This window comes from Sphingobium sp. 22B (assembly GCF_001580035.1).
In the GTDB taxonomy this organism is placed as follows: Bacteria; Pseudomonadota; Alphaproteobacteria; order Sphingomonadales; family Sphingomonadaceae; genus Sphingobium; species Sphingobium fuliginis.
The window spans coordinates 70,270-93,879 of record NZ_LTAB01000009.1 but is presented as its reverse complement, the minus strand read 5'-3'; the positions used below and the strand labels follow the sequence as shown (position 1 = coordinate 93,879).

Below are 23,610 nucleotides of genomic sequence, written 5' to 3'. Positions count from 1 at the left end.
GGGACGCCCGGCTTGACCGGTGAAGCGAAAGGGGCGATCCCCCTGTCATCCTGGCGCGAACCTTTTGCTGCGCCGTTCCAACCTGTCGGAGTTGCGAACCTCATGTCCTTTTCGAAGATCCTTCCGCTGATGCTGGCGGCCGCGCCGCTTGCCATGGCGATGCCGGCGCTGGCGCAGACGGCGCCTGCCGGACCCGCCGCGGGCGTGACCACCCAATTGCCCCGTGGCGCCGCGCCAAGCCATTATGCCATCACCGTCACCCCCGATGCGGCCAATCTGAAGTTCACGGGCAAGACGACCATCGACGTCACCGTGACGCAGGCGATGCCTGCGCTGGTGCTGAACGCCGCCGACCTGACGGTGAGCAGCGTCACCCTGACTCCCGCAAAGGGCAAGGCGGTAAAGGGAACCGCGAAGATCGACGCCGCCGCGCAGACCGTCGCCTTCGACTTCGGCAAGCCGGTCCAGCCGGGCAGCTACAAGCTTGCCATCGACTATGCGGGGATCATCAACACGCAGGCGAACGGCCTGTTCGCGCTCGATTATACCGACAATGCGGGTCAGGCGAAACGCGCCCTCTTCACCCAGTTCGAGGCGCCCGACGCCCGCCGTTTCGTGCCGAGCTTCGACGAGCCGAGCTACAAGGCGACGTTCGACCTTTCCGCCGTCATCCCCGCCGACCAGCTTGCGGTCAGCAACATGCCGGTCAAGGGCAGCAGCGACGCCGGATCGGGGAAGAAGCTGGTGACTTTCGGCACCAGCCCCAAAATGTCCTCCTATCTGCTGTTCTTCGGTCTGGGCGAACTGGAGCGCGCCACCAAACAGGCGGGCGCGACCGAGGTCGGCGTGATCACGGGCAAGGGGAATACGGGGAAGGCGCAACTCGCGCTCGACGCTTCGGCGGCGATCCTGCCTTATTATAACGATTATTTCGGCGTGCCCTTCCCGCTGCCCAAGCTGGACAATGTCGCCGGGCCGGGACAGAGCCAGTTCTTTTCCGCCATGGAGAATTGGGGCGCGATCTTCACCTTCGAACGCGCGCTGCTGGTCGATCCGCGCTTCACGTCGGAAAGCACGCGGCGGACCATCTATTCCATCGTCGCGCATGAAATGGCGCACCAGTGGTTCGGCGATCTCGTCACCATGGCCTGGTGGGACGACCTCTGGCTGAACGAGGGTTTCGCAAGCTGGATGGCGACCAAGGTCACGGACAAGCTGAACCCCGAATGGGAAATGCTGCTTTCCCGCGTCAATGGCCGCGAGCGGGCGATGAGCCTCGATTCGCTGGCGACGACCCACCCGATCCTCCAGAAGATCCACACCGTCGATGAGGTGAACCAGGCGTTCGACGACATCACCTATGAAAAAGGTGAGGCGGTCATCACCATGCTGGAGGGCTTTGCCGGGGAGGATGCGTGGCGATCGGGCATCCGCGCCTATATGAAGCAGCATGCCTATGGGAACACGGTGACCGACGACCTCTGGAAAGCGGTGGAGGGCGCGGGCGCCAAGGGCGTGGTGGGCATCGCGCATGATTTCACCAGCCAGCCGGGCATTCCGCTGGTGAAGGTGGACAGCGCCCAGTGCCAGGGCGGTTCGACCATCCTGTCGCTTTCGCAGGGCGAGTTCAGCCGCGACCGCAAGGACAAGGTGCCGCTCAAATGGAATGTGCCGGTGATGGCGCAGGCTATCGGTCAAGCGGGCGGCGGGGCGCAGCAGCGGCTGATCCTCAATGGCTCGGCGCAGGTCACGCTGCCGGGTTGCGGCGCCTATATCATCAATGCGGGGCAGACGGGCTATTATCGCTCGCTCTATCCGGAGGCGAATGTGAAGGCCCTTGCGAAGGACTTCACCAAGCTCGCCTCCATGGACCAGATCGGCCTGCTGGCGGACAATTTCCAGCTTGGCCTGGGCGGCTATCAGCCCTTGGGACTGGCCCTCGACCTGATCGACGCCGTGCCCGCGACTGCCAGCCCCGCCGTGCTGGCGGAGGTGCCGGACTATCTCGACAGCGCCCATATGATGCTGGAGAGCGACAAGGCCGCGCAGGCGCGGGTTGCCGCCTATGCCTCGAAAAAGCTGAGCCCTGTGTTGGCGACCGTCGGTTTCGACGCCAGGCCGGGCGAGAATCCGCAGGTGCCGGTCCTGCGGTCGGCGCTGGTGTCGACGCTGGGCGGCATGGGCGACAAGGCCGTGGTGGCGGAGGCGAACAGGCGCTTCGCCGCGCTGGCCGGCAATCCGGCGGCGCTGGACGGGCCGCTGCGCAATGTCTGGCTGCGGATCATTGCCGAGAATGCCGACGCCGCGACCTGGGACAGGCTGCGCGCCATGGCCAATGGGGCGAAGACGGACCTCGAAAAGAGCACGGTGTTCGCGCTGCTGGGCGTCGCCAAGGATGAGGCGTTGGCGAAGAAGGCGCTGGACCTCGCCATGACGGACGAGCCGGGCAAGACGACCAGCGCGGCGATCATCTCCGCCGTGGGCGGGGAGCATTCGATGCTTGCCGTCGACTATGTACTGGCGCACCGCCAGCAATATGAGGCGATGATCGACGTGTCGGCGCGCTCTCAGGCGATTGCGCGGCTGGGCGGCAACTCCGCCGATCCGGCGATGGTGACGAAGCTGGACGCCTATGCGACCCAATATCTGACGCCGGAATCGCGCAAGGTGGTGGATCGCTCCATCGCCGCGATCAAGACGCGGATCGAGACGCGGGCGCGGCTGAAGCCTGCGCTGCTCGCCTGGTTCGCCAGGAAATGAGATTGGGGGCGGTGGAGCGATCCACCGCCTTTTTTTGGTCCTCCCCATCTTTCGATGGGGAGGAATTTCTTACAGCAACCGCCGCTCGAACGCGCCGCGTTCCAGTTCCTCCCGGAAATCGGGATGGGCGATCCCGATCAGCGCGCGGGCGCGTTCCGACAGCGTCTTCCCCTTCAGGTCGACCCAGCCATGTTCGGTGACGACGATGTGGGTGTCGGTGCGCGGCGTCGTGACGGGGCCGTCGAGCCATGGCACGATCCGCGAGACCGTCCCCTTGGCCGCCGTCGAGTGGCAGGCGATGATCGACCGGCCGCCCTTCGACGCATAGGCGCCGCGCACGAAATCGAGCTGGCCGCCGGTGCCGCTATATTGGCGGCCGTTCATATATTCGGAGTTGCAGGCGCCGCTGAGGTCCACCTGAATCGTGGCGTTGACTGAAATCACCCTGTCGTTCTGCGCGATGATGTGCGGGGCGTTCACATGCTCGACCGGATGCGCCTCCAGCGCCGGATTGTCGTGCAGGAAGTCGTAAAGGCCCTGGTCGCCCATGGCGAAGGTGAAGACCGAGCGGCCGGGATGGATTTTCTTGCCGCTGTTGTCGACCACGCCGGCCTTGATCAGGCCGACGAGGCCGGGCGTGAGCAGTTCGGTATGGATGCCGAGGTTCCGATGATCCATCAGCGCGGCGCAGACCGCGTCCGGCACGGCGCCGATGCCCATTTGCAGGCAGGCGCCGTCCTCCACCATGCCGGCGATGATCGCGCCGATGGCATCGTCATTGGGCGTGCGCGGAAGGGGCGGGATCTGCACCAGGGGGACATGGTTTTCCACGATGGCCGTGACCGCCGAGATGGGAATTTTGCAGTCGCCATGGACATAGGGCATGGCGGGATTGACCTCCACGATCAGCCGCGCGCCGCTGCGCGCGACCATCAGTGCGTAATCGGTGTTGGTGCCCAGGCTGAAACAGCCGTCGGCATCCATGGGCGAAACGGTGACGAACAGCGTATCGACGCGCAGATGCTCGGTCAGGATGCGCGGTATCTGGTGGAATTGCACCGGAAGGGTTTCGACCAGGCCTTGCGCGCTGCCGGCGCGCAGGGCGTCGTTCCCCCGTTCGACGCCACCGTGGAACAGGCTGACATGGCGGATGCGGTCGTGAAGGTCGGGCGCGAGGATGGACTCGCTGGCCGCGGCGCAGGCGAGCATGCAGTAAAGCGTGCCGCCGGTGAGATCGCCCGAGCGGACGCGGACGGCCAGCGCATCCATCAGCGCGGGCGGGTAGCTGACGCCGAGACCGACGACCATCTTCGCGCCGTCCGGGACCAGTGCGGCCGCCTCAGCCGCCGACATGGTCCTGGCGCGATATTTTTCTGTGATGGACATCCTTCTCTCCCCGGCTTTCGGGGGATTGTCGCGCCGTTGGCGCGGGAGCGCAATGGCGACGAAAGTAGGGGGCCGTCTTGCTTGCACGCCCCCTGCGCAAGCCGGGGAAGCTTTCAGCGGGCGAGGCCGAGCGCCCGGACGATGTCGTCCCATGCGACCAGCTTGAAATTCTGGGCCGCGGTTGCATTGTGGCCGTCCTGCGCCACGAACAGCCCGCCGGGATAGTCCGGCCCGAAATCGCCCAGCATCAGGTCGATGCCGTCGGTTTCCTCCGACCCGCCTATGGCGCCGTCGACCACGCGGAAGCGGCCGGCATAGCTGTCGTCGCTCAGGCGATAGGCGACATAGGCATTGTCACCCTGGCTGGAGACGAGGACATAGCCGTCCTTCTCGCCCATCGGCGCGATGGCGACGCCTTCGGCATCCATGACGAGGTTCCTGCCGTCCGCCGCGGCGATCCTGGCGGGCGTCGCGGGCCCGTCGGCACGGGCATCGAAGCGCCAGAGGCCGACATCCTCCTCCGCCACATAGGCCATGCCGGTGCGGTCATCCACCGCGCAGCCCTCCGCCTGGGAGCCAAGCTTCAAGGTCCGGACGATGCTGCCCCTGGGCGTGGCGTCGGACATGTCGAGCGCGATCTGGTTCACCGTGCCGTCCTTCAACACGACGAAGGCGTAGGTCGCGCTCGCCGCGCGATAGAGGCAGACGCCATAGGCTTCGCCCCGCCCGGCATCGATCTTGCCGAGCGCCGAGAGTTTCGCGGTGGCGGGATCGAGGCGGAACAGGGCCAGCTTCGCATGGGCAAGGTCGTTGCGATCGCTGGCGGCCACCAATATGCCGCTTTGACCGGCGATCCCCACGCCGTCCCGCAGGTCGACATTGTTGACCCGGCCCGCGTCGAGAAAGTCGCGGGTCTTGCCGTCCAGCCCATAGACATAGAGCCCCGCCTTCTTGTCGGTGCCCACGATCAGGCTTTGCCCTGGATCGGCGGCGTTGCGCCAGATCGCCGGATCGTCCGCCGCGTCGGCATTGGGGGTGCCGACGGGGGCGGTTTCCCCGCGCGCGGTGACGGTCGCGGCTGGAGTGGCGTTGGCGATGCGCTGGGCCAGCGGGCGTTCGGGCGCTGGCGCGGCGCAAGCGGCGAGCAGAAGAGTCGCGCAAAGGGCGACGGATAAAGGTCTCGTCATGAAGTTCCCCCGTTCGCGGCGCCTCTTGGACGCGCTTCATGACGATGATGTGACAGGCCCAGCCGGAATATCGCCCGGCATGTCACTGTTCTGTCACCATAATTTCACGCGATTGTATTCCCGCCGATCTAGGTGCCCCGCCAAGCCTATTCGACAAGGCCGTTCCAACAGGGGGATCATATGCAGCATAGTTTCATCCGGCAGCGCGCCGGCGTGCCGTCCGTTCGTCTGGCTCTGGCCTGCGGCATAGCCGGCTGGGCCCTGGCGTCGACCCAAGCCATGGCGCAGGCTCCTGCCGCGGAAGAGGATATGGGAGCGATCGTCGTCACCGGCACCCGCCCGATCGCTGAATCCGAAGCCGCCGCGCTGGAAATCCAGAAGAACTGGGACTCGCTGGTCACGGTCGCCGCGTCGGATTCCGTGGGCCGCCTGCCCGACCAGAACATCGCCCAGGCCGCCAGCCGCCTGCCCGGCATCAGCGTCGAGCGCGACCAGGGGCAGGCCCGCTACATCAACCTGCGCGGCGCGCCCAAGACCTGGACCACCCTTTCGTTCGACGGCATCAATGTGGTGAGCCCCGAGGGCCGCGACGCCCGCTTCGATTCCATCCCGTCCGCCATTGCCGGCAAGATCATCGTGTCCAAGGCGGTGACGCCCGACATGCCGGGCGAGACGGTCGCGGGCAATGTGAACGTCATCACCCGTTCGGCCTTCGACTATGACGGCTTCCATCTGGCGGGGAAGGGCGGCCTTGGCTTTGCCGAACTGGGCGACAAGAAGGAATATGAAGGCGCGCTGGTCGTTTCCGACCGATTCCAGACGGGCATCGGTGAAATCGGCGTGCTGCTGTCGGGCAGCTATTATGAGCGCAACATGGTCACGGACAATTTCGAGACCGACTATGAGCGGGTGTCGCAGGACCAGCGCCCCGGCAACGCCACCCGCTTCTGGGCGCATGAGGCGGAGAACAAGCTGTACCGCCTGACGCGCAAGAACTGGTCGGTTTCGGGCCGGGTCGACTGGAAACCGGACGAGGCCAACAGCATTTCGCTGCGGTCGGTCTACACCATCTTCACCGACGATGAAGCGCGGGACAATTACCGCTTCGACCTGGACGACCGCCAGTCGGACCTGTCGAACGGCTCGGCCGCCTGTCCGACCGCGGTGAACACCACGCCGACCACCACCGGCTATGCGGATGTCTGCATCGGCAACACGCCGCAGAAGGGCACGATCTATGGCATCGACATCCGCCAGCGCTCGACCCTGCGGGCCTTCCGCCAGTCGATCTTCACCAACACGCTGGCGGGCGATCATGAATTTGCCGATGGCTGGAAGCTGAGCTGGGTCGGCAACTACACCGAATCCAAGGACGACCGATCGATCGTCGGCGAAGCGACCTGGGACAGCCCCAGCACGCGCACGCTGCGGCCGACCGTGGCCTATGACTTCAGCGATCCCAATCTTTCGCGCCTGACGCTCTATCGCACGCTGCAACTCGCCAGCCCGACGCGCTACACGGCGGGCGCGCAGGTCACGGCGGTCGACGATTTCACCAAGCCGCTTTCAGGCTTCACCGTCCTCGACGCGGTGGACACGACCAAGGCCTATACCGGCCGCCTGGTGCTGGCGCGCGAGCTGGAGCATGCGACATTGAAGGCGGGGTTCCAGTATGACCGCCGCACCAAGACCGCCGACGAGCAGCAGATCACGCTGAATGCCGCGCAGGCCGCGACCGTCCTGCCGACCGACTACAACCAGTTCTCGATCGACCAGAAGTTCCTGGGCAAGATCCCCATGGGCTACACCTTCCGCTATTTCGATACCGACAAGATGCGGGCGGCTTCCGAAGCGGCGCAGGCGGCTTATGCCTTCGCACCCAACACCGGAAACAACTACAGGGTACGGGAAGAGGTGCTCGCCGGCTTCCTGATGGGCACTGTCCACTACGACTGGGGCTCGGTCGTGGGCGGCGTGCGTGTCGAGCATGTCAAGAACCATGGCTTTGCGATCGCCACGGTCACGCCTGTCAGCGGACCGGCGGTTTCCACGCCGGAAACGCGGGAATCCAGCCAGACGCTGGCATTCCCCAGCCTGCACATCAATTACAATATCGACGACAGCAAGAAGCTGCGCTTCTCCTTCAACAGCGGTGCGGCGCGCGCCGATTATGATCAGATGCGGCCGAACTTCGTCGTGAACGACAGCGACCGCGTGATTTCGGGCGGCAACCCCGATGTGAAGCCGGAACGGGCCTATGGCGTCGATACCTATTTCGAATGGTATGTGAAGCCTCAAGGCTATTTGATGGTCGGCCTGTTCTACAAGCATGTCGAGGACGTGCTGTATAATCAGCGGCGCACCTATGGCCTGACCGACCTCAATTCCGGCGGGATCGACCGCTCCGACTATGGCTATACCCGTATCACCAATGGCGGTTCGGGCCGCATCTATGGCATGGAAGCCGCCGCGCAGTTCCAGCTCGAACCCTGGACAGAGAATCTGGGTCTTCCTTCCTTCATGGGCGGCTTCGGTATTTCGGCCAATCTTACCCTCAATGACAGCAAGGTCGAAAAGCCTGCCGTCGAGGGCATTCCGGCGCGCAAAGTGCGCCTGCCCGGCACATCGGACTTCGTCTACAATATCGGCGGATATTATGAGAAATACGGCCTGTCGATCCGCCTGCAATATCAGAACCGCAGCAAATGGCTGGACACGGTTTCCGATACGCTGGCGGACGCTGGCGACACTTATTGGGACTCGGACGACGAGCTGGATTTCTCGGCGCGCTATGCGATCACGAAGAATTTCGAGATTTACTTCGACGCCTCGAACCTGCTCAACCATCCCGGCCGCCGCTTCTCCGACCCGGGCAGCCTGCTGCGTGCCAGCGGCGTGCAGGCGCCCGACAGCAGCAACCAGACGATCGAGTGGGAACGCTTCGGCCGTCGCTATACGGGCGGCATCCGGTTCAACTTCTGATCCGGCGGAGGCTTGAGGGAGAGGGGGCGGCCTTGAGGCGGCCCCCCCCTTTATTCTGTCATCCCGGTTCCCATGGGCGGGGGGTAAGCTTCACCCCAAGGGGGCACTCGCCCACCGCCGCAAGCGCGCATATAGCGCTGTGATGATGCCGAAGAAGGCAATCACCGAAAGCACCACGGCCCACGGATTTTCCCCCACCAGCGCCATGGGCGCGTCGCTGTCCGTCGCCGCGACGATCCCTGCGAAGGCGACACCGAACAGGCTTTCCCCGACGATGAAGCCGGTCGCCATCAGCACGCCCATGCGCTCGGCAAATTCGGGGTTGGACTGGCGCAGCGCCCAGCGATTGTAGAGATGCCCGATCACCGCGCCGACCGGGATCAGCAGGGTGAGCGCCATCGGCAGATAAATGCCCATGCCGACGGCCAGGGGTGGCAGGCGCAGCTTGCCCGCCTTGCCCAGCAGTTCGTCAATGGCGACCACCAGCACGCCGATGCCTGCGCCGAAGCCGATCAGGCCCCAGTCGAGATCGCCGCCCAGCACGCCCTTCGCCAGGGCGGAGATCAGCGCAGCCTGCGGGGCGGGGAGGGCGGTCGCCTTGGCGCCCGGCGCGCCCGCGAAGCCGAAGGCGCTGTTGAGCAGGTCCAGTACGGGCGGGATCACCAGCGCGCCGAAGATCACGCCCAGCACCAGCGCGATCTGCTGTTTCCACGGCGTCGCGCCGACAAGCTGGCCGGTCTTCAGGTCCTGGAGATTGTCGTTGGAAATGGTTGCGACGCCAAAGACGATGGCGGTCACGAACAGCGCATAGGCGATCAGCGCCTGCGCCTGTTTCGGGTCGCCGCCCGATCCGTAGATCGCCGCCAGTATCAGCGAGGCGCCCAGCACCGCCAGAATGCCGACGCCGGAAATCGGGCTGTTCGACGCGCCGATCAGCCCCGCCATATAGCCGCAGACCGAGGCGATGACGATGCCTGCGACGAGGATATAGGCCAGCGTCAGCACGATGATCGGCACCGGGTTGGCCGCGATCGGCCCGCCCTGCGCGAAGATCCACAGCAGCACCGCGATCGGCAGCAGCGAAGCGATTATGGTGCCGCCGACGATGCCGATGGGAAGGTCGCGTTCCGTGAGGTCTAGCAGGCCGGCATTGCCCGACTTGCGGACCTTCGCGGCGGCCATGGCCGACCGGATGCCGCTGACGATCGGTCCCAATATCTTGAGCAGGGTCCAGATCGCCGCGATGCCGATGGTGCCGGCGCCGATGAAGCGCGCTTTCATCCGAAAGGTGGTGCCGACCAGATCGGCCAGATCGGCGCCGGCCGCGAGCGGCGCGGTGAGATAGGGGACAAGCCCGACCCAGCTGATCAGCAGGCCGAAGAACATGGCGATGCCGACCGACAGGCCGACCAGATGCCCGACGCCGATCAGCGCCATGGAAAAGCTGGTGGAGACGCTGGACGCGCCCGCGCCGAATTTGAAGAAGGTCGCGGCCTCCTCCGCGATCAGCTTCGTCTTGGCGAGGATGGCGAAGGCTGCGGCGGCGATCGAGCTGGCGACGATGGCGGCCAGGCCGCGCCTGTTCTCCTCCAGCCCCTCGCGCGATCCCGCGCCGACCTTCAGCACTTCGGCGGCAGCTACGCCTTCGGGATAGGGCAGGTCGGACCCCGTCACCAGCGCCCGGCGCAGCGGCACCGAATACATGACGCCCAATATGCCGCCCAGCGCGATGGTGAAGGCGCTCAGCCAATAGGGGAAACCCTGCCACCAGCCGATGATAACCAGGCCGGGCAGCACGAAGATGATGGCCGACAGCGTGCCCGCCGCCGACGCGATGGTCTGCACTATGTTGTTTTCAAGGATCGTGCCGGTCGCGAACAGCCGCAGCACGGCCATGGAAATGACGGCCGCGGGGATGGAGGTGGCGAAGGTCAGCCCGATCTTCAGGCCCAGATAGACGTTGGCCGCCGTGAACAGCAGGGTGATGAGCGCGCCCAATATGACGCCGCGAAGCGTCAGCTCCGCCATGGGGGCCGCCTTGGCCGAATCACTTGTCACTCGTCTGTCCCCTTGCCTGCGGCTGTTTTATCAGCGTCCGGTAATAATGTTGCTTGGCCTTGGATCAATCGGAAAGTGCGCGAAGAGGCGTCAGGAGGCGGCGCCGGGCTTCAGGTCGGACGCGGCGGCGGCATCCAGATAGGCGTCGACCAGCCGCGTCCAGAGCGTGTAGCCGCGCGGGTTCATATGCAGCCCGTCGGGTCGGAACAGCGAGGCATCGGGCAGGCCATCCGGGGCGAGCAGCACGCGACCGACATCCAGATAATCGAAGCGGCTCACCCGCGCCCGTGCCGCGACCGTCATGTTCACCGCGGCCATTTTCGGCCACAGCGTCCAGCGGATCGGGCTGGGCTTCAGGGACAGATAGGCGATATGCGCCTTGGGATAGTCGGATCGGAGTTGCCTGAGCAGGGTCAGGACGTTGTTCGCGACCTCGGCCGGGGTGGCGCCTGCTGCCAGGTCGTTTTCCCCGACATAGACGAGGATGGAGCGCGGCTTCGCCTTGGGCAGCAGGCGCTTGTAATAATGCAGCACATCCGGCGTGGTCGCGCCGCCGAAGCCCCGGTTGACGGTGCCGATGTCGGGAAAGCTGCCGCTTATGTCCCACAGGCGGATGCTGGAGCTGCCCAGGAACAGGGTGGCGTCGGTGATCGGGGGACCGGCCTCATTGGCCCTGGCGAATGCCTCGATCTCACGCGAGAAAGGAAAGCTGGGGTCGGGATTGACCTTCAGCGCCGGCGCCTGCGTGGCGGCGTGCAGCAGGCCGCCGGACCCCAGCAGCAGGGCAAGGCCGATCAGCGCCCTGCCCGCCTTGAGGCCGCGCCTAGTGCCGATGCAGCGGGCGGAGCTGATATTTGCCGTTCGCATAGGTGCCGAACATGCCGGAAATGGCGGGATGGTCGACAGGTTCCTCACTGTCGTCCGCGACCAGATTCTGCTGGCTGACATAGGCGACATAGCTGCTTTCGCCATTTTCAGCGAGCAGATGGTAGAAGGGCTGATGCTTGTCCGGCCGGATGTCCTCGGGAATGGCCTGATACCATTCCTCGCTATTGGCGAAGACCGGATCGATGTCGAACACGACGCCACGAAAACCGAAGAGGCGGTGCTGCACCACGTCCCCGATGCTGAAGCGGGCGTGGACGATCGGCGGGGGGGTCACATCGGGTCCGAAAATCTGAATCATATCGTTCATATGACGCAATTTAGGATGCTTGCGGTGCGAAACAAGAAAAATGCTCGTCGCTGCTTGGCAAGGGTGAAATCATTCGCTAATGGCCGCCGCTCGACCGGAACGGCATGCGCCGGACCTTCTGCGGAGAGGTGGCAGAGTGGTCGAATGCACCGCACTCGAAATGCGGCGTGCCGGCAACGGTACCGAGGGTTCGAATCCCTCCCTCTCCGCCACTTAGTCATCCAACCGGATCCAAGATCATCCATAAAATCCCGTGTTAACGGGATTTTAGGTGATTCGCGTGTCCAAGCGCATCCAGCGATATCCAGTCCAAGCCAACGCTATTTGGGGGCATTTTGGGGGCATCGAATTGGAGATTTGGGGGCATGCTGACCGACGCGGCAATTCGCAAGGCTAAGCCTAAGGAAAAGGACTACAAGCTGGCCGACTCCGGGGGGTTGTACCTGTTCGTGACGAAAACAGGCCACCGTAGTTGGCGGCTCAAATACCGTTTCGCAGATAAAGAGAAGCGCTTGGTATTGGGAAGCTACCCCGATCTGTCGTTGGCCGAAGCCAGGGATCTGCGGGACGACGCCAAGCGGATGTTACGTGATGGCCGCGATCCAGTGATCGAGGCGAAGAAGCGCAAGCTCGCCAACGTCGTTCAGATGGAAAACACGTTCGAGAAGGTGGGCCGGCAATGGTGTGCCGACCAAGTGGCTCGCTGGAAGCCTGTCCACGCTGCGGACGTCATCACCAGCCTGGACCGAGATATTTTTCCTGTCTTGGGAGGGCTTCCGATAACCGATATTGACGAGCCCCTCCTTCTCGCAACGCTTAAGAAAGTAGAAGGGCGAGGGGCCATTGAGACCGCGCACCGCTTGCTGCAGCGGTGTTCATCCATATTCAAATATGGCAAGGGCATTGGCGCCTGCCGTGAGAACCCTGCCGTTGACATGAAGGTCAGCCTCAAGCCGGTTCCGCCCGCACGCCGGTGGCCTGCGCTGACGGAACTAGATCAGCTTCAGGCTTTGATTCGCGCCGTAGATTGCTCCACTTCCCATCCGATTACCCGTCTTGCGTCGAGAATGATGGCGCTGACTGCTCAGCGACCAGGGATGATAAGAACCGCGCCTTGGAGCGAGTTTGAGGGGATTGATTGGAACAAGCCTGATGAGATGGCGGATAAACCGCAGTGGCGTATCTCGGCTTCCCGCATCAAGCTGGTGCTCGAACTCCGTGAAGATGAGGCCTTCGAGCATATCGTCCCGCTTTCGCGCCAAGCTGTGGAGGTCCTGTGTGTCGCCCGTCGTCTTTCGGGTCGGGGACCTCTGGCATTCCCAGGCGCGCGAAGCGGCTTGGAGCCGTTGAGCGAAAATGCGGTCGGTTATTTGTATAACCGGATCGGCTACAAGGGACGGCACGTCCCGCATGGATGGCGTTCGTCCTTCTCGACTATAATGAACGGCTTGGTGGAGCGATCGCATCCAGGTTCAGATCGTCTCCTGATCGACCGGCTCATCATTGACCTGATGCTAGCGCATATTCCGGCGGGGATGTCAGGCAGTGAGCTGATCTACAATCGTGCTGCGTATATCGAGAGGAGAAGAGAGCTTGCGCAACAATGGGCAGATTTGATCATGGCAGATCAGCTATCCGCTGCGGTTCTCTTGGACGGCCCGCGGCGCTCAAGCTCAAATACGCGGTGATCGCCCTCCCGTGATCGCATCGCCGGCTTGTTAGTTAAGGGGGGCAAGCGGAACGTGTTCCTTACCTCATCAAACCGCGTTGGCGCCAGACTGCGTGGGCTCTATCCGTTCAAGAACGAAGGTTCGCTCATCCTGATTGATCTCAACGACTCTCATCTGCAGGCTGGGATGAGGGAAGCAGCGTTCGATCGACCGAGGCGAAGCCTTCGTGTCGCGGGCCTTGGCCATGATCACATGCACCACGCCGTCGAGGTGGTCACATGCATGGATTAGATTGTCGATCAACTCGACGAAGCCCGGTCTGGATGTCCATGCGCCGTCCCGGTCCACTTTCCAACGGTAAAAGCGGCCGCCTTCCTCAAAACGGTCCTGCCAGAGGGTGACAGCGACGTTCTCGCCGTTATCGCTGCGGCCCGACCAACTCCACCGTGTGTTGCGTGGAACGGTGCCAAAGGCGGCGAAGCATTCTGTATGAGTATATTCCTTCGGCATTTTGCTTCCCCAATCTTAGCATCCGTCCCCGTTCATGCGCGTGCTCAAGCGCTTCATGGCGTTCCCGGAATTGAGCGCGAGGCTGGGGCTCCTTCGAGTGGAAAGGCAGCGCTGCCTGGCGTCCAGAAATCCGTATGTTCAAAATGGTTCGCGTAGAAAGACCGAGAAAGGGTGGCCCGCCGTCGACGTCTTGACAAGGGCTCCTCCACGGCGAAATCGGCGCCATCCAACACCGTAAGTTCATATCCTTGCGGCAACAGCTGCGGCTGGCACACGATCGCCTGCAGATCATCAAGCGACAGAGAAGGCCGACCCATTTCCGGCATATCGCCCAGATCGTCCACATCATCGATATCGACGGCAGGGGCTTCGACGTTGCTGATGGTCGAGGCGACCATGCTGTCGACGTCGACATGTGCGCCGGCGAGAGCCAAGGAACCAATTTCCCGGCTGATTGCAGAAAGGATCGGCTGGAGGCCGCCCACCATATCCTCAAACAGCTTGATGCGGCTGGACAGGGCGAGATAGACCTCCGTTTCTACGGTGTCGCGGTAGTGCAGGTTCACGATCTTGATGCTGTCAAACTTCTGCCCGAGGCGATCGATGCGCCCGATCCGCTGTTCCACCCGCATGGGATTCCACGGCATGTCGTAATTGATCAGGGAGCCGCAGAACTGGAAGTTCAAGCCTTCGGCAGCAGCGTCGGTGCAAAGGAGGATGTCGCCCTTGCCTTCGCGAAAGCGCTTTTTGATGTCAGCCCGAGACACAAGCCGCCAACTGCCGTCGGGCGTGCGGATTTCGCCGCCACGTCCTGAGAAGCAGATTACTTCACGCCCGGTCTGATCTGCAAGCCAGTCACGCAGACCGTCCATCGTATCGGTATAGCCCGTGAAGACCATCGTCTGCTGATAGCCCTCGGCTGCAAGCTGGTTGAGCTGATCCCTGAGTTCACGCGCCTTTGTGTCGATCGGTAGACGATCCAGGTCGATTAAGATGTCACGGATCGCCGCACTCTCGAGTAGCCGAAGGGCGACCTCCTCCTTTTCTTTGACCTCATCCGCTTCGACTTCCTCGCCGCATTCTTCGAGGTCGAACTGGTCATCGTCTACTTGCCGGTCCAATCGACCTTGCAGGCTGTGCGCCAGTGCAGCGAAGCTGGAAGACAGGCGCTTGCGATAGATAGTGAGGATAAAGCCGATCGCATTTCGTTGGGACTGGTCGGCGTTCTGATAGGCCGAACGGATGAAATCCTCTACACGCTCGTAGATGTCGCGCTCGGCCGGCTCCATATCGATGAAGCGATCCCGCACATCGCGGACCGCGATGCGCGCCTGGAGCTTCCCCTCCGCCTGATAGCGTCGGAGCAGCGATCTGGTGTGTCGCGACATAAGGGCCGCCACTGGCGTCCAGCGCTTCATAATCCGAACGGCCGCCACACGTTCCTCTCCGCTGAGCTGACGCCGGGGCACCGAGGGCGCTCCACGCAGCGCTCCCAGGATCTTACGTGTGCGGATTCTTGGCAGTGGTTCGCTCTGAACTCCTCCCATGCGTGCCGCGCGTTCAGGCGTCAGTTCGCCATAGAATGCCTCGGTTGCCCTGAAGAAGCGGGCACATTCCTCCATCTTGTCGGCCGGGAGGTTTGCATCTCCAAGCGCAGCAAAATATCGCTCATAGGCGACCGCATCCCATTCGGGCGGCAGACCCAAGAGGGAAAGCAGATCATACAGTTCCATCGCATGGGTCTGAAGCGGAGTCGCTGACAGGAGGATGAGGCCATGGGTTCGATGGCGAAGGTCGCGCAGCAGACGCATCAGCATGTTCGGTTCGACCCGACCGCCCGCTCGCTTCTGCCGTGCATGATGCGCTTCATCGACGACGACGAGGTCGTAGGGTTCCGCCTCAAGCAGTTCCGGCCGCCGATCACGGCGGCGGGCGAGATGACTGGACATGATGACGAAAGGCTCTGCGGACCAGGCGTCGCGCATCACTGGCGTGTCGATGATCGACTGGGTCGCCGCGTCATAGCGGCGGAATGACTTGCCGTCATAGATCGGCCAGTCGAGCGCAAACTTTTCACGTAGCTCCGCCTGCCATTGGGTGCAGACGTTGGCTGGCGCAAGGATGATCCCGCGTCGCAGTCGCCCCGCGAGCCAAGCCTGTCGAACAAGCAGTCCGGCCTGGACCGTCTTGCCCAGACCGACTTCGTCCGCGATCAGCAGGCGTGGCGCGTGATCCTGACGCTCGCCATACATGCGCATGAAAGCGCGGCGCTGGTGGGGCCAAGCCTCCACCGGCGAAGTTGCTTCGCCAACCCAGATGCCGCCATTCTTGTCCTGGGCTGCGGTACGCACCCGGTGCCAAAGATCGGCACGTTCTTGATCCCAGTCATGCGTTGGCGTGATGGGCGCCGTCGGCTCGGGCAGAATAACGGGTTCAGCGTCCGGCCCGGGGTTATCCTGAAGACGGGTCGGCAGCTCGTCATCTGGAGGCAGGAAGCGAAGCAGGTCTAGCCGAACCGCAGTAGGCACGTCATAGGTGCGGATGCGATCTGCGCGGTCCGCCCAATAGGTTGCGAAGGACCGATCCTCCTCGTCGACGTACTCTACGTTCGGCGTCCAGGACTTGAAGACCGTGAACGTCTCGCCATTGTTCATCCAGCCCTGGACAGTTTCGTTGACCGACCCGGTGAAGGCGATGCGGTCACCGACCTTGTCCTCGATTATCCCCGTTTTCTCGTGGAAAATGGCACTGCCAGCGACAGGCTCGCGTGTGACCGGATGACAGGGCAAGGCGACCCTCACGTCGAGCATGCCGCGCGCGACGAGCCAAGCCAGAAGCTCCAGCGCCTCCCGTTCGCTGGCGCTGACCGTCTCCGGCAAGCTGAGGTCGGCTTTGCCCGCGACTACGTCCATCATGGACATGCCGCGTTCGATCGCTTCGACCTCGCCCTCGTCAAGCGTGCAGCCAACGAGAAGCCGCATCTTGCCGTTGTTAAGGGCAAGATGCTCAATCCCCCGCGCCGCGAGCGCCAGACTGCCCGCCCGAAAATATCCGGTCGTGCGGTCATAGCGGATCGCGGTCGACAGCGCGGGTACCCAGAAGCGCGACACGAGGTCGCCATCTTCCCGGCTGTACTTTAGCTTCCAGGCATGGTCCTGCAGGAGCATTCTATTCGGCCGCCATCAGCTCACGATAGAGCTCGAGCTGTGCCGGTTCGCCGATCTCGCCCTCGTAGGCGATCCGGCGGAGCTTCTCAAGCGCATCGAAGTCATCCGCCGCTGGTTTCACCGCCTTGTCAGCGTCGATGCCAGAGAACGTCTTCGACGGCGGTAAGACCTCCAGAAGAGCCTCCATCGCAACCTTGAATTCATCGTCCTTGGCGATGCCGGCGTCGCTGAGCATTTCCTGGGCTGCTTCCGCGCCGCGAGTCCGCATGACGTGGGCCGCATGATGAAGAGCATCGATCATGCCGCGCGATCCATCAGCCGGGCCAACTGCACCCTTGGCGACGCGCGTGGCGGAATCCCAGAGCTTGATCTCGGCCGCCTTCTTCTCGGCCAGTCGGCCGATGATCTGGGCATCAAGGTCCACGCCTACCGCACGAGCGAGCCGAAGGGCTTCGTCATATGGGAAGCTGACTGCCTTGAAGGCGTCCCAGGCCAGAACATAGAAGGCAGTGGGGCCGTCCATATCAGCCTGAGCCTTGGCCGTGGCGAGCTGGGAAAGTCGCCATGCCTTTACCTCGCGTCGTGCAGCGTTGAGCGCGTCTTCGGGCCGCACGGCATAGGGATCGAATTCTTCGAACAGGTCGCCCTGCGTTCGACGCCTCTTCTTTGGTTCCGGCGCTGGCGTGCCCCGTGTCAGCGGCCAATGACGCGAGAACGCTTCGAGCGCGGGGCCGAAGCTGGCGAGATACAGGTCTACGCCCTGAATGCCGGCCTGCTGGAACTCGCCGACTCGCGCCCGGACTGCGCGGGCAACCTCAGGCTCGACGTCCTCCCAGTACATGGTCTCGTCCTGCTGCTCGCCACGCGGACGGCAGACGAGGAAGATGGTCGAGTTGGCGGCCGCCTTGTCCTTGATGTGCAGCGATCCCGACGCCTCGGTGTTGACCGGCCAGGATGCCGTGATGACAAAACCTGCGTCCATCAGCGACATGGCAAGCGCGTCCCACGCGCCGGTGTCCTTGTGCGTGAACATGACGGTCATGATGCCATCATCCTTCAGCACGCGGCGACATTCGGCGAAGATGCCCTCCATCTTCACGCGATAATCGTCTTCCGCAAGGCGCGCCGCACCCTTCTGCCCCTTGAAGTGCGCTTTGTTGGCGACCGCCTCGGCATCCTTGTCCGCAAGACGACGTGTGAATAGCTCGGGTACGACAAGCCCAGCGGTGCGCTTCAGCCAGACATAGAAGAAGTCCGACAGTTCGGCGTACATCACGTTGGCACCGTATGGCGGGTCCATGACGACGGCATCTACCGACTTGTCGGCAATGTGCGGCATAGAGGCGCCTGAGCCGTTAGTGATAGTGATCGTTCCACCTTTATCCTGCACGGCATCAAGCATGTCGCCACGCTTACCAGCGGCGACCATCTCCACCAATTCCTTGAGCGACTTTCCGGTTGCGCTGATAGCCCAATCGAAGCCCATGCCTTCAATGAGGAGTGCCATCTCGGCGTAGGACCACTTGAAAGCGAAATCATGGCGATCGAACGTATTCACCATGGTTTCACGGCTGACGTGCCAACGCGTCATTCGCGAGTTGTAGTCACGCAGCTTGTCGAGAGCGATAGCGACGTACACATACGCCATTGCACGAACATCGGTCAGTGCATTGCTCGCCTGATCTTCCTCTAGCATCTCACGATACACCTCAACACAGGTGCCATGCGCAAGGATTTGTCGAGGCGAGAACATATCGCGCCAAAGTGGCATTCCATATTGCCAAGGTCGATCGTCGTTGCTGATCTTGGGGTAGGATTCCGTTGGGATAACGTCCATCGCGTCCCATTCAGGCATTTTCTCGGCGAGCTGAGCGGCGATTTCGTCGCCGTTGTCGTCGCTCATTCCAGGCGCGCGATATCCGCGCACCCACTTGATCTTGTTCCTGCCAGTTTTGGTCTTCGTGATGATCTCGCGCTTATACACCACTGTGAAGAGCTGATCGCCCATCTCGCCTGCTTGGGCTTGGCGCTTGATCTCGTCGCCATCGATCGCGCGCCCGCAATCAGGGTAAGGACAGACTGCGTCACCGCCGGCTACGGTGCCTTCGGATTGGTCGTCGACTTTCTGTACGATTTCGAACGAACAGTGGCGATGCTCGTCCCCCACTCCAGAACCGAGGTGCGGTACCAGCCGGACGCCCGTTCCGTCGGGTGCGAGGCGCCAATTAGGCGACAGTGGCACCTTGCCCGCGCAATAGGGACATGCGATGGTCCTCGCCCATAGGAAAGAAGTCGCCACTTCCTCTGGGGCATTTGGTTGCGGCACGTATCCGTCCAGAGCCTCCCCTGCGCGTCGCCTAAACTCTGTACTGACCTGTTTGAATTCTTCGAGAAGCTGCGCGCCGTATCGCTGAGGGTATTCGATGCTCGCCTTCTGCAGCAATACCGCAACGGGATTCAGGTCGTTCCCAATTGCAGAAAAACCGAGGCGGATAGCTTCCAGAGGAATCGCTCCACCACCTGCGGTTGCATCGAGTACAACGGTTTCCGACCGGGCCGCTCCAGCAAGAGCCGCCATCTCTTCGTCGCCCGGCGCGAATTTGAAGGCACGCTCATATCCATAGGGATCATCGACCCGCGTCCCCGTCCGCTTAGCCCGGTCGATTAAAGCCACGCCTTTGATCGGGTCGCCGTGAATTCCTAGTGCATGCTTATAGGCATTACGATCCGCTGCCTCCGGCAGGATCGAGGCCAGCACAGCCGCGCGCGACGCCACCAGTGGTCGGCGAGCCCACCACACATGAAGGCGGTTGGGCGCGGGGAAAGGCGTCATAGGGGTGCGCTCGCGCACGCTTTCGATGCCGATTTCGGCGATTGGGAGCCAGCGTTCGATAAGACGGGTGGTAGTCATTGTAATTCCAATCTCAGCGGGCTGGTGCGGTCAAGAGGATGCGAAGGGCGGTAAGCACACGCCGGGGATTCTTGCGATGAACAGCCATACCCAGCCAGTACGCAGCCTCTTCCCGCGCCATGGCTTCGATGCCTTCGGCGACATGCACCATGGAGGCGCGCGAACGCATGGGCGCCAAGGTGCGGAAGAGCAGAGCGAGCCGAAGCGCATCGTCCTCGCGGATAGGCGTGCGCAATCCCTCGATCGGCATGACTTCGAGGCGAATGCCTGCTTCCTTGAGCTTCTTCAGGATCCGGATCTGATTGATCTCCAAATTCCGACCGGCGAGTCCCGCTACGCGGATCGGCACGTGGATGTGCGGCGAGGCCGGTGACGGCAACTGCCAAATCTCCACCTGGAGTTCGTTGCCGGCGATACGACGCGCTCGGACTTCATAGGACGGCTCGATGGTGGGGAGCGTCACGCGCTCAACCCGCGCAATTCTGGATGCCATGGTTTCATGCCTTTGCGGTTACTTCGACGAATGCGGCGGAGGTGCCGAACTTTGTCAGTCGTTCGATAATCTTTTCCGGTTCGTCACCCGCCAGAGAAAGCCCGTCGTTGAATTCGAGCAGGATTTTAGCTTCGACGTTCTTGTCGGTGGCAGCACGCAACTGCGGCTCTACATATTCACGCGCCTGCTTGGCGTCGCTGACTGCACCCTCGATCGTCATCATGACGACTGACTGTGCGGCTGTTTCGAACTCAATAGTAGCTTTTGCCTTCTTGGCGGCGCCAGGCACGCTCTCCACGACGTTGAGCAGCATGAAGAAGTGGCCAGCTTCGAAAGGGGTAAGCGCCAGGTTCGACACTTTCTCCACTTTCGCTGCGCGCGCACGTTGGAAGACCGTGTTGAGGGCATCCTTCAAAACGCCCTCGCTGGAAAAGATCTGCGCTGTGGGCGCAACTGGGCTGCCCCCACCGGGCGCTTCTTCCGGCTTTCCCTTCAATGTCGTGGACCCATCGGAAACGCCGTTGCTGCCGCCGTCCCGCAGCGTGGCGTGACCGGTCGCGGTGCTGCCCCCATCGGCATCCCGCCCTCCGGCGGTGGTAGTTTCCGGTTCGGCCGGCTTAACCGGACGAGGGAAGATGCCATGGTCGCGTGCATAGTCAGACGTTGAGATGATCGAGCTGCCGTCGATAACGATCGAAGGGACCGGATCGCCCTTGCCTGCGGTTAGGCCCTCGCGCTGGTAAACGAAGACGCCGTCGTTGATGCCTTTGATGACCAGCTTCTTGAACGGATCATCGCCCACATGCATCGGCAGGGACGGATCGCGGCGGAATTCTGCGCGGAGGTCGGCTACGGTCATCTGTCCGTTCCGCTTCAGCGGCGTCCGATCACGGATGTAGGCCGGCTGGTCGGGCTGATCGTCCGAAGCACGCAGCTTCCCGATTTCGGAAAGCTGGCGGACGATCTGGGTCTGGCCCGAGCCGGGACGTTCCGATGCCGAATGCTGGTCGATCGTGGCGAGGTCAAGCGAGACTGTCCCGCCGCCGAGCGCGGTGCGAGACGGATAGAACAGGTGCCGGTAGCATTGCTGGATCGCAACTGCGATGTCGACTTCTGAACGGCGGGCAAGCTCGATGACCTGAGCCTTTTGATGATCGGCGAGTTCCCCCAGCCGATCCGGCCGTTTCAGTTCCTGCAGGGCGAGATGCCGAGAGACGGTCGCCGTCATATGAGGAGCGTGGCGATCGTCGGCTACGAGGAATACGAGGTTGTTTCGGAGCTGCCGCAAGCCGCCGCCATCCTGTCCCTTGCGCTGGTAGATGGTGGAGATGAGTTCGGGAACTTCATCGACGACATTGCCGATGCTGAGCGCCTGGTGATGGATGATGGCCAAGCGCGGTTTGCCATCTCCGATGTCGTCAGGAACGTCAAATGCCCCGGCAGGGAACGGGATCGCTTCGAACGAGCCATTGCCGCCGAAGATATCTTTGATGCGGCTGTCAGCTTCGACGCGAAGCGCCTCCATATCCACGCCGCGCTCTTCACGTGCGATGATCTGAGTGAGATTTGCTTCCGCGTTGAAGCGCAGCGGCACACCAGGCCGATCGTCTAGATAGGCCGAACCCTGAATGAATGCGGCTTCTGCGTCGGAGACGAAGCTCAAGTCGGCATCCGGCGACAGAACCGAGTACCGCAGATGCGCCGGCGAGAGCCCCCTCAATTCATTGTTGTAGGCCATGGTGTGGACGAAGATCGTCCGTGCGACATAGCTGGCATAGGGCAGCAGCCCGTTGAACCGATCCGCGTCGATCCCAGCCGCAAGCGCCGCGCGCCCGGTCTTGCCGTCGATATCATTCAGGATCGCCGAATCGTAGGCACTTTGATTGAGGCGTGTCGTGAACTCACGGCGGATACCCTCGTCGCCCAGATCGACGTGATGCGTGTGGATCAGCGCTGCGTCTTTAGGACGATTAGACCAGACGCTCGCGACCGTCTTGGCGAGAATGCGCAACATGCCCCGCACGCGCTGGAAATCAGCCAGTGTCGCTGTCTTGCCGGTCAAGGTGTCGAGCAGGTCAGGATGAAACGGATAGCTTGCCTCGAGCGCGGTGCGTGCTTCAGCGCCTTGGTGCCCAGCATCGATCCGATCGCGATACTGGGTCCACAGATGGCAATATTCGTCCACGGTCGCCTGTGGCACTTCGACACGTTCAAACAGACGACGCTTCAGAACCGCAGCCGTCTCGTCGTCGCTGGTTGGATTGAGAATGGTCGCCTTGCGGCCTGAGACGCTCTCAAGCTCGCTAACGATCCGCGAGATTTCTTCGTTTTCGCGCGCAAATGCATCGGTGGCCTTGCCGTCCGAGCGAACCGCGAGCGTGAACACGACAGCGGCACGGGGGCGGCTCTCGACGGCCGCGAACAGGGCCTTGAGGAAAGCCGAGATCTGATCGCGCCCATATGCGTCCGGACACTTCCGGAGATACTCGCCCAGTTCATCCAATACCACAAGGACGGTACGGTCACCGAACACTTCCGCCAGGGTATCCGCGCCGGGAGCCCGGCGCATTTCATCGGACTTGCGCACGATTTCGTAGCCGGCCGCGCCACCGATCTGATAGGCGATCTCGCCCCAAGGGGTAAACGCACGTATGCCGTCACCCATAGTGCGCCCATTCGAGGGGTCGGAAGCCTCGCCATCGAACGCGGCGACCGATGTGCCGACAGGCATGGACGGGAGCGACACGAATTCGCCCATGTTGGGGACCGAGTCCCCTTCGCGTGCGCCGTGAATGAGAGCGATGAGGCCGTGGGTCTTACCCCCGCCAAAACTGGTATCGAGCCGGAACACGGCGGAAGACGAACCGTGACCGGACAAGCGGCCAAGTACCTGCCTGAGCAATTCCTTCAGTCCGGCGGTGGGATACGTGTTCGCAAAGAACCGGCGGGCATCGACATAGTCGGCCGGCCCCTGTCCAGAAAGAACCGGACCGAGGCGAGCGGCGAATTCCGCTTCCGACATCGTACCGTTCAAAATATCCTGCCGCGGCTGGCAGTGATCGAAAATCGTCGTCGAGGCCATGTGATTACCTATTCTGGAGGCGCTCGGCGAGCGCGATGACATGTTGAAGCTGTCCCTGGCGGGCGTGCAGTAGCGGTAGAATTCGATCCACCAAGTCAGTGGGTCGCCCGATTCCTGCGGCCCAGTTCCTTATCGTTCGATCGGATATGTGAAGATCGCGCGAAAGCGGTGTTTGCCACTGGCGCCCGTAGAGCGCCTCGCCGGTTACC

13 protein-coding genes and 1 tRNA gene are annotated in these 23,610 nt (G+C 62.6%); 4 read left to right on the top strand and 10 right to left on the bottom strand.

Features of this window, described 5'->3' with window-relative positions; all coding sequences use genetic code 11:
- Positions 1–102 precede the first annotated feature (102 nt).
- Complete coding sequence (locus A0J57_RS10700) at positions 103–2,760, top strand: M1 family metallopeptidase (protein ID WP_061939638.1); 2,658 nt, start codon at positions 103–105, stop codon at positions 2,758–2,760.
- 69 nt (positions 2,761–2,829) lie between these two features.
- On the opposite strand, the gene A0J57_RS10695 is transcribed toward A0J57_RS10700, so the two are convergent.
- Positions 2,830–4,146, bottom strand: coding sequence for an acetyl-CoA hydrolase/transferase family protein (locus A0J57_RS10695; RefSeq protein WP_061939636.1), 1,317 nt, complete (start codon positions 4,144–4,146; stop codon positions 2,830–2,832).
- A gap of 113 nt (positions 4,147–4,259) precedes the next feature.
- Positions 4,260–5,333, bottom strand: a complete 1,074-nt coding sequence (locus tag A0J57_RS10690; RefSeq protein ID WP_061939634.1) for a phytase — start codon at positions 5,331–5,333, stop codon at positions 4,260–4,262.
- Positions 5,334–5,513: 180 nt separating this feature from the next.
- On the opposite strand from A0J57_RS10690, the gene A0J57_RS10685 reads away from it, so the two are divergent.
- Positions 5,514–8,315 (top strand): TonB-dependent receptor, encoded by a 2,802-nt coding sequence (locus A0J57_RS10685; RefSeq protein ID WP_061939632.1) that lies wholly within the window; start codon positions 5,514–5,516, stop codon positions 8,313–8,315.
- Between the two features lie 90 nt (positions 8,316–8,405).
- Here the strand turns inward: A0J57_RS10685 and A0J57_RS10680 are convergent, their stop codons facing one another.
- The 3 genes from A0J57_RS10680 to hspQ all read right to left on the bottom strand — a co-directional run bounded on the left by A0J57_RS10680 (position 8,406) and on the right by hspQ (position 11,568).
- A complete protein-coding gene (locus tag A0J57_RS10680; RefSeq protein ID WP_044661425.1) occupies positions 8,406–10,373 on the bottom strand; it encodes an OPT family oligopeptide transporter in 1,968 nt (655 codons plus the stop codon).
- A 90-nt stretch (positions 10,374–10,463) separates the two neighbouring features.
- Entirely contained in the window at positions 10,464–11,240 is a 777-nt protein-coding gene (locus tag A0J57_RS10675; protein WP_061939630.1) for a GDSL-type esterase/lipase family protein, read from the bottom strand.
- Positions 11,197–11,568, bottom strand: a complete 372-nt coding sequence (gene hspQ, locus A0J57_RS10670; protein WP_025549362.1) for a heat shock protein HspQ — start codon at positions 11,566–11,568, stop codon at positions 11,197–11,199. Before hspQ ends, A0J57_RS10675 begins: the two co-directional genes overlap by 44 nt.
- Positions 11,569–11,690: 122 nt before the next feature.
- Between hspQ and A0J57_RS10665 the strand changes: the two genes are divergently transcribed.
- Together A0J57_RS10665 and A0J57_RS10660 are read left to right on the top strand one after the other, a co-directional pair.
- A tRNA-Ser gene (locus tag A0J57_RS10665) sits at positions 11,691–11,780 on the top strand.
- Between the two features lie 153 nt (positions 11,781–11,933).
- Positions 11,934–13,256, top strand: a complete 1,323-nt coding sequence (locus A0J57_RS10660) for an integrase arm-type DNA-binding domain-containing protein (RefSeq protein ID WP_061939628.1) — start codon at positions 11,934–11,936, stop codon at positions 13,254–13,256.
- 69 nt (positions 13,257–13,325) lie between these two features.
- Here A0J57_RS10660 and A0J57_RS10655 read toward each other — a convergent pair whose 3' ends face one another.
- From A0J57_RS10655 to A0J57_RS10635, 5 genes are read right to left on the bottom strand one after another with little or no spacing between them, the layout of a single operon-like run.
- Positions 13,326–13,748: a hypothetical protein gene (locus A0J57_RS10655; protein ID WP_061939626.1), complete on the bottom strand. Its 423-nt coding sequence runs from the start codon at positions 13,746–13,748 to the stop codon at positions 13,326–13,328.
- A gap of 53 nt (positions 13,749–13,801) precedes the next feature.
- On the bottom strand, positions 13,802–16,915 hold the full coding sequence (locus A0J57_RS10650; RefSeq protein WP_061939624.1) for a DEAD/DEAH box helicase: 3,114 nt from the start codon (positions 16,913–16,915) through the stop codon (positions 13,802–13,804).
- 1 nt (position 16,916) lies between these two features.
- Positions 16,917–19,826, bottom strand: a complete 2,910-nt coding sequence (locus A0J57_RS10645; protein WP_061939621.1) for a DUF1156 domain-containing protein — start codon at positions 19,824–19,826, stop codon at positions 16,917–16,919.
- 13 nt (positions 19,827–19,839) lie between these two features.
- Positions 19,840–20,319 (bottom strand): hypothetical protein, encoded by a 480-nt coding sequence (locus A0J57_RS10640; protein WP_061939619.1) that lies wholly within the window; start codon positions 20,317–20,319, stop codon positions 19,840–19,842.
- 4 nt (positions 20,320–20,323) lie between these two features.
- A complete protein-coding gene (locus tag A0J57_RS10635) occupies positions 20,324–23,401 on the bottom strand; it encodes an ATP-binding protein (RefSeq protein WP_061939617.1) in 3,078 nt (1,025 codons plus the stop codon).
- Between the last annotated feature and the right edge of the window lie 209 nt (positions 23,402–23,610).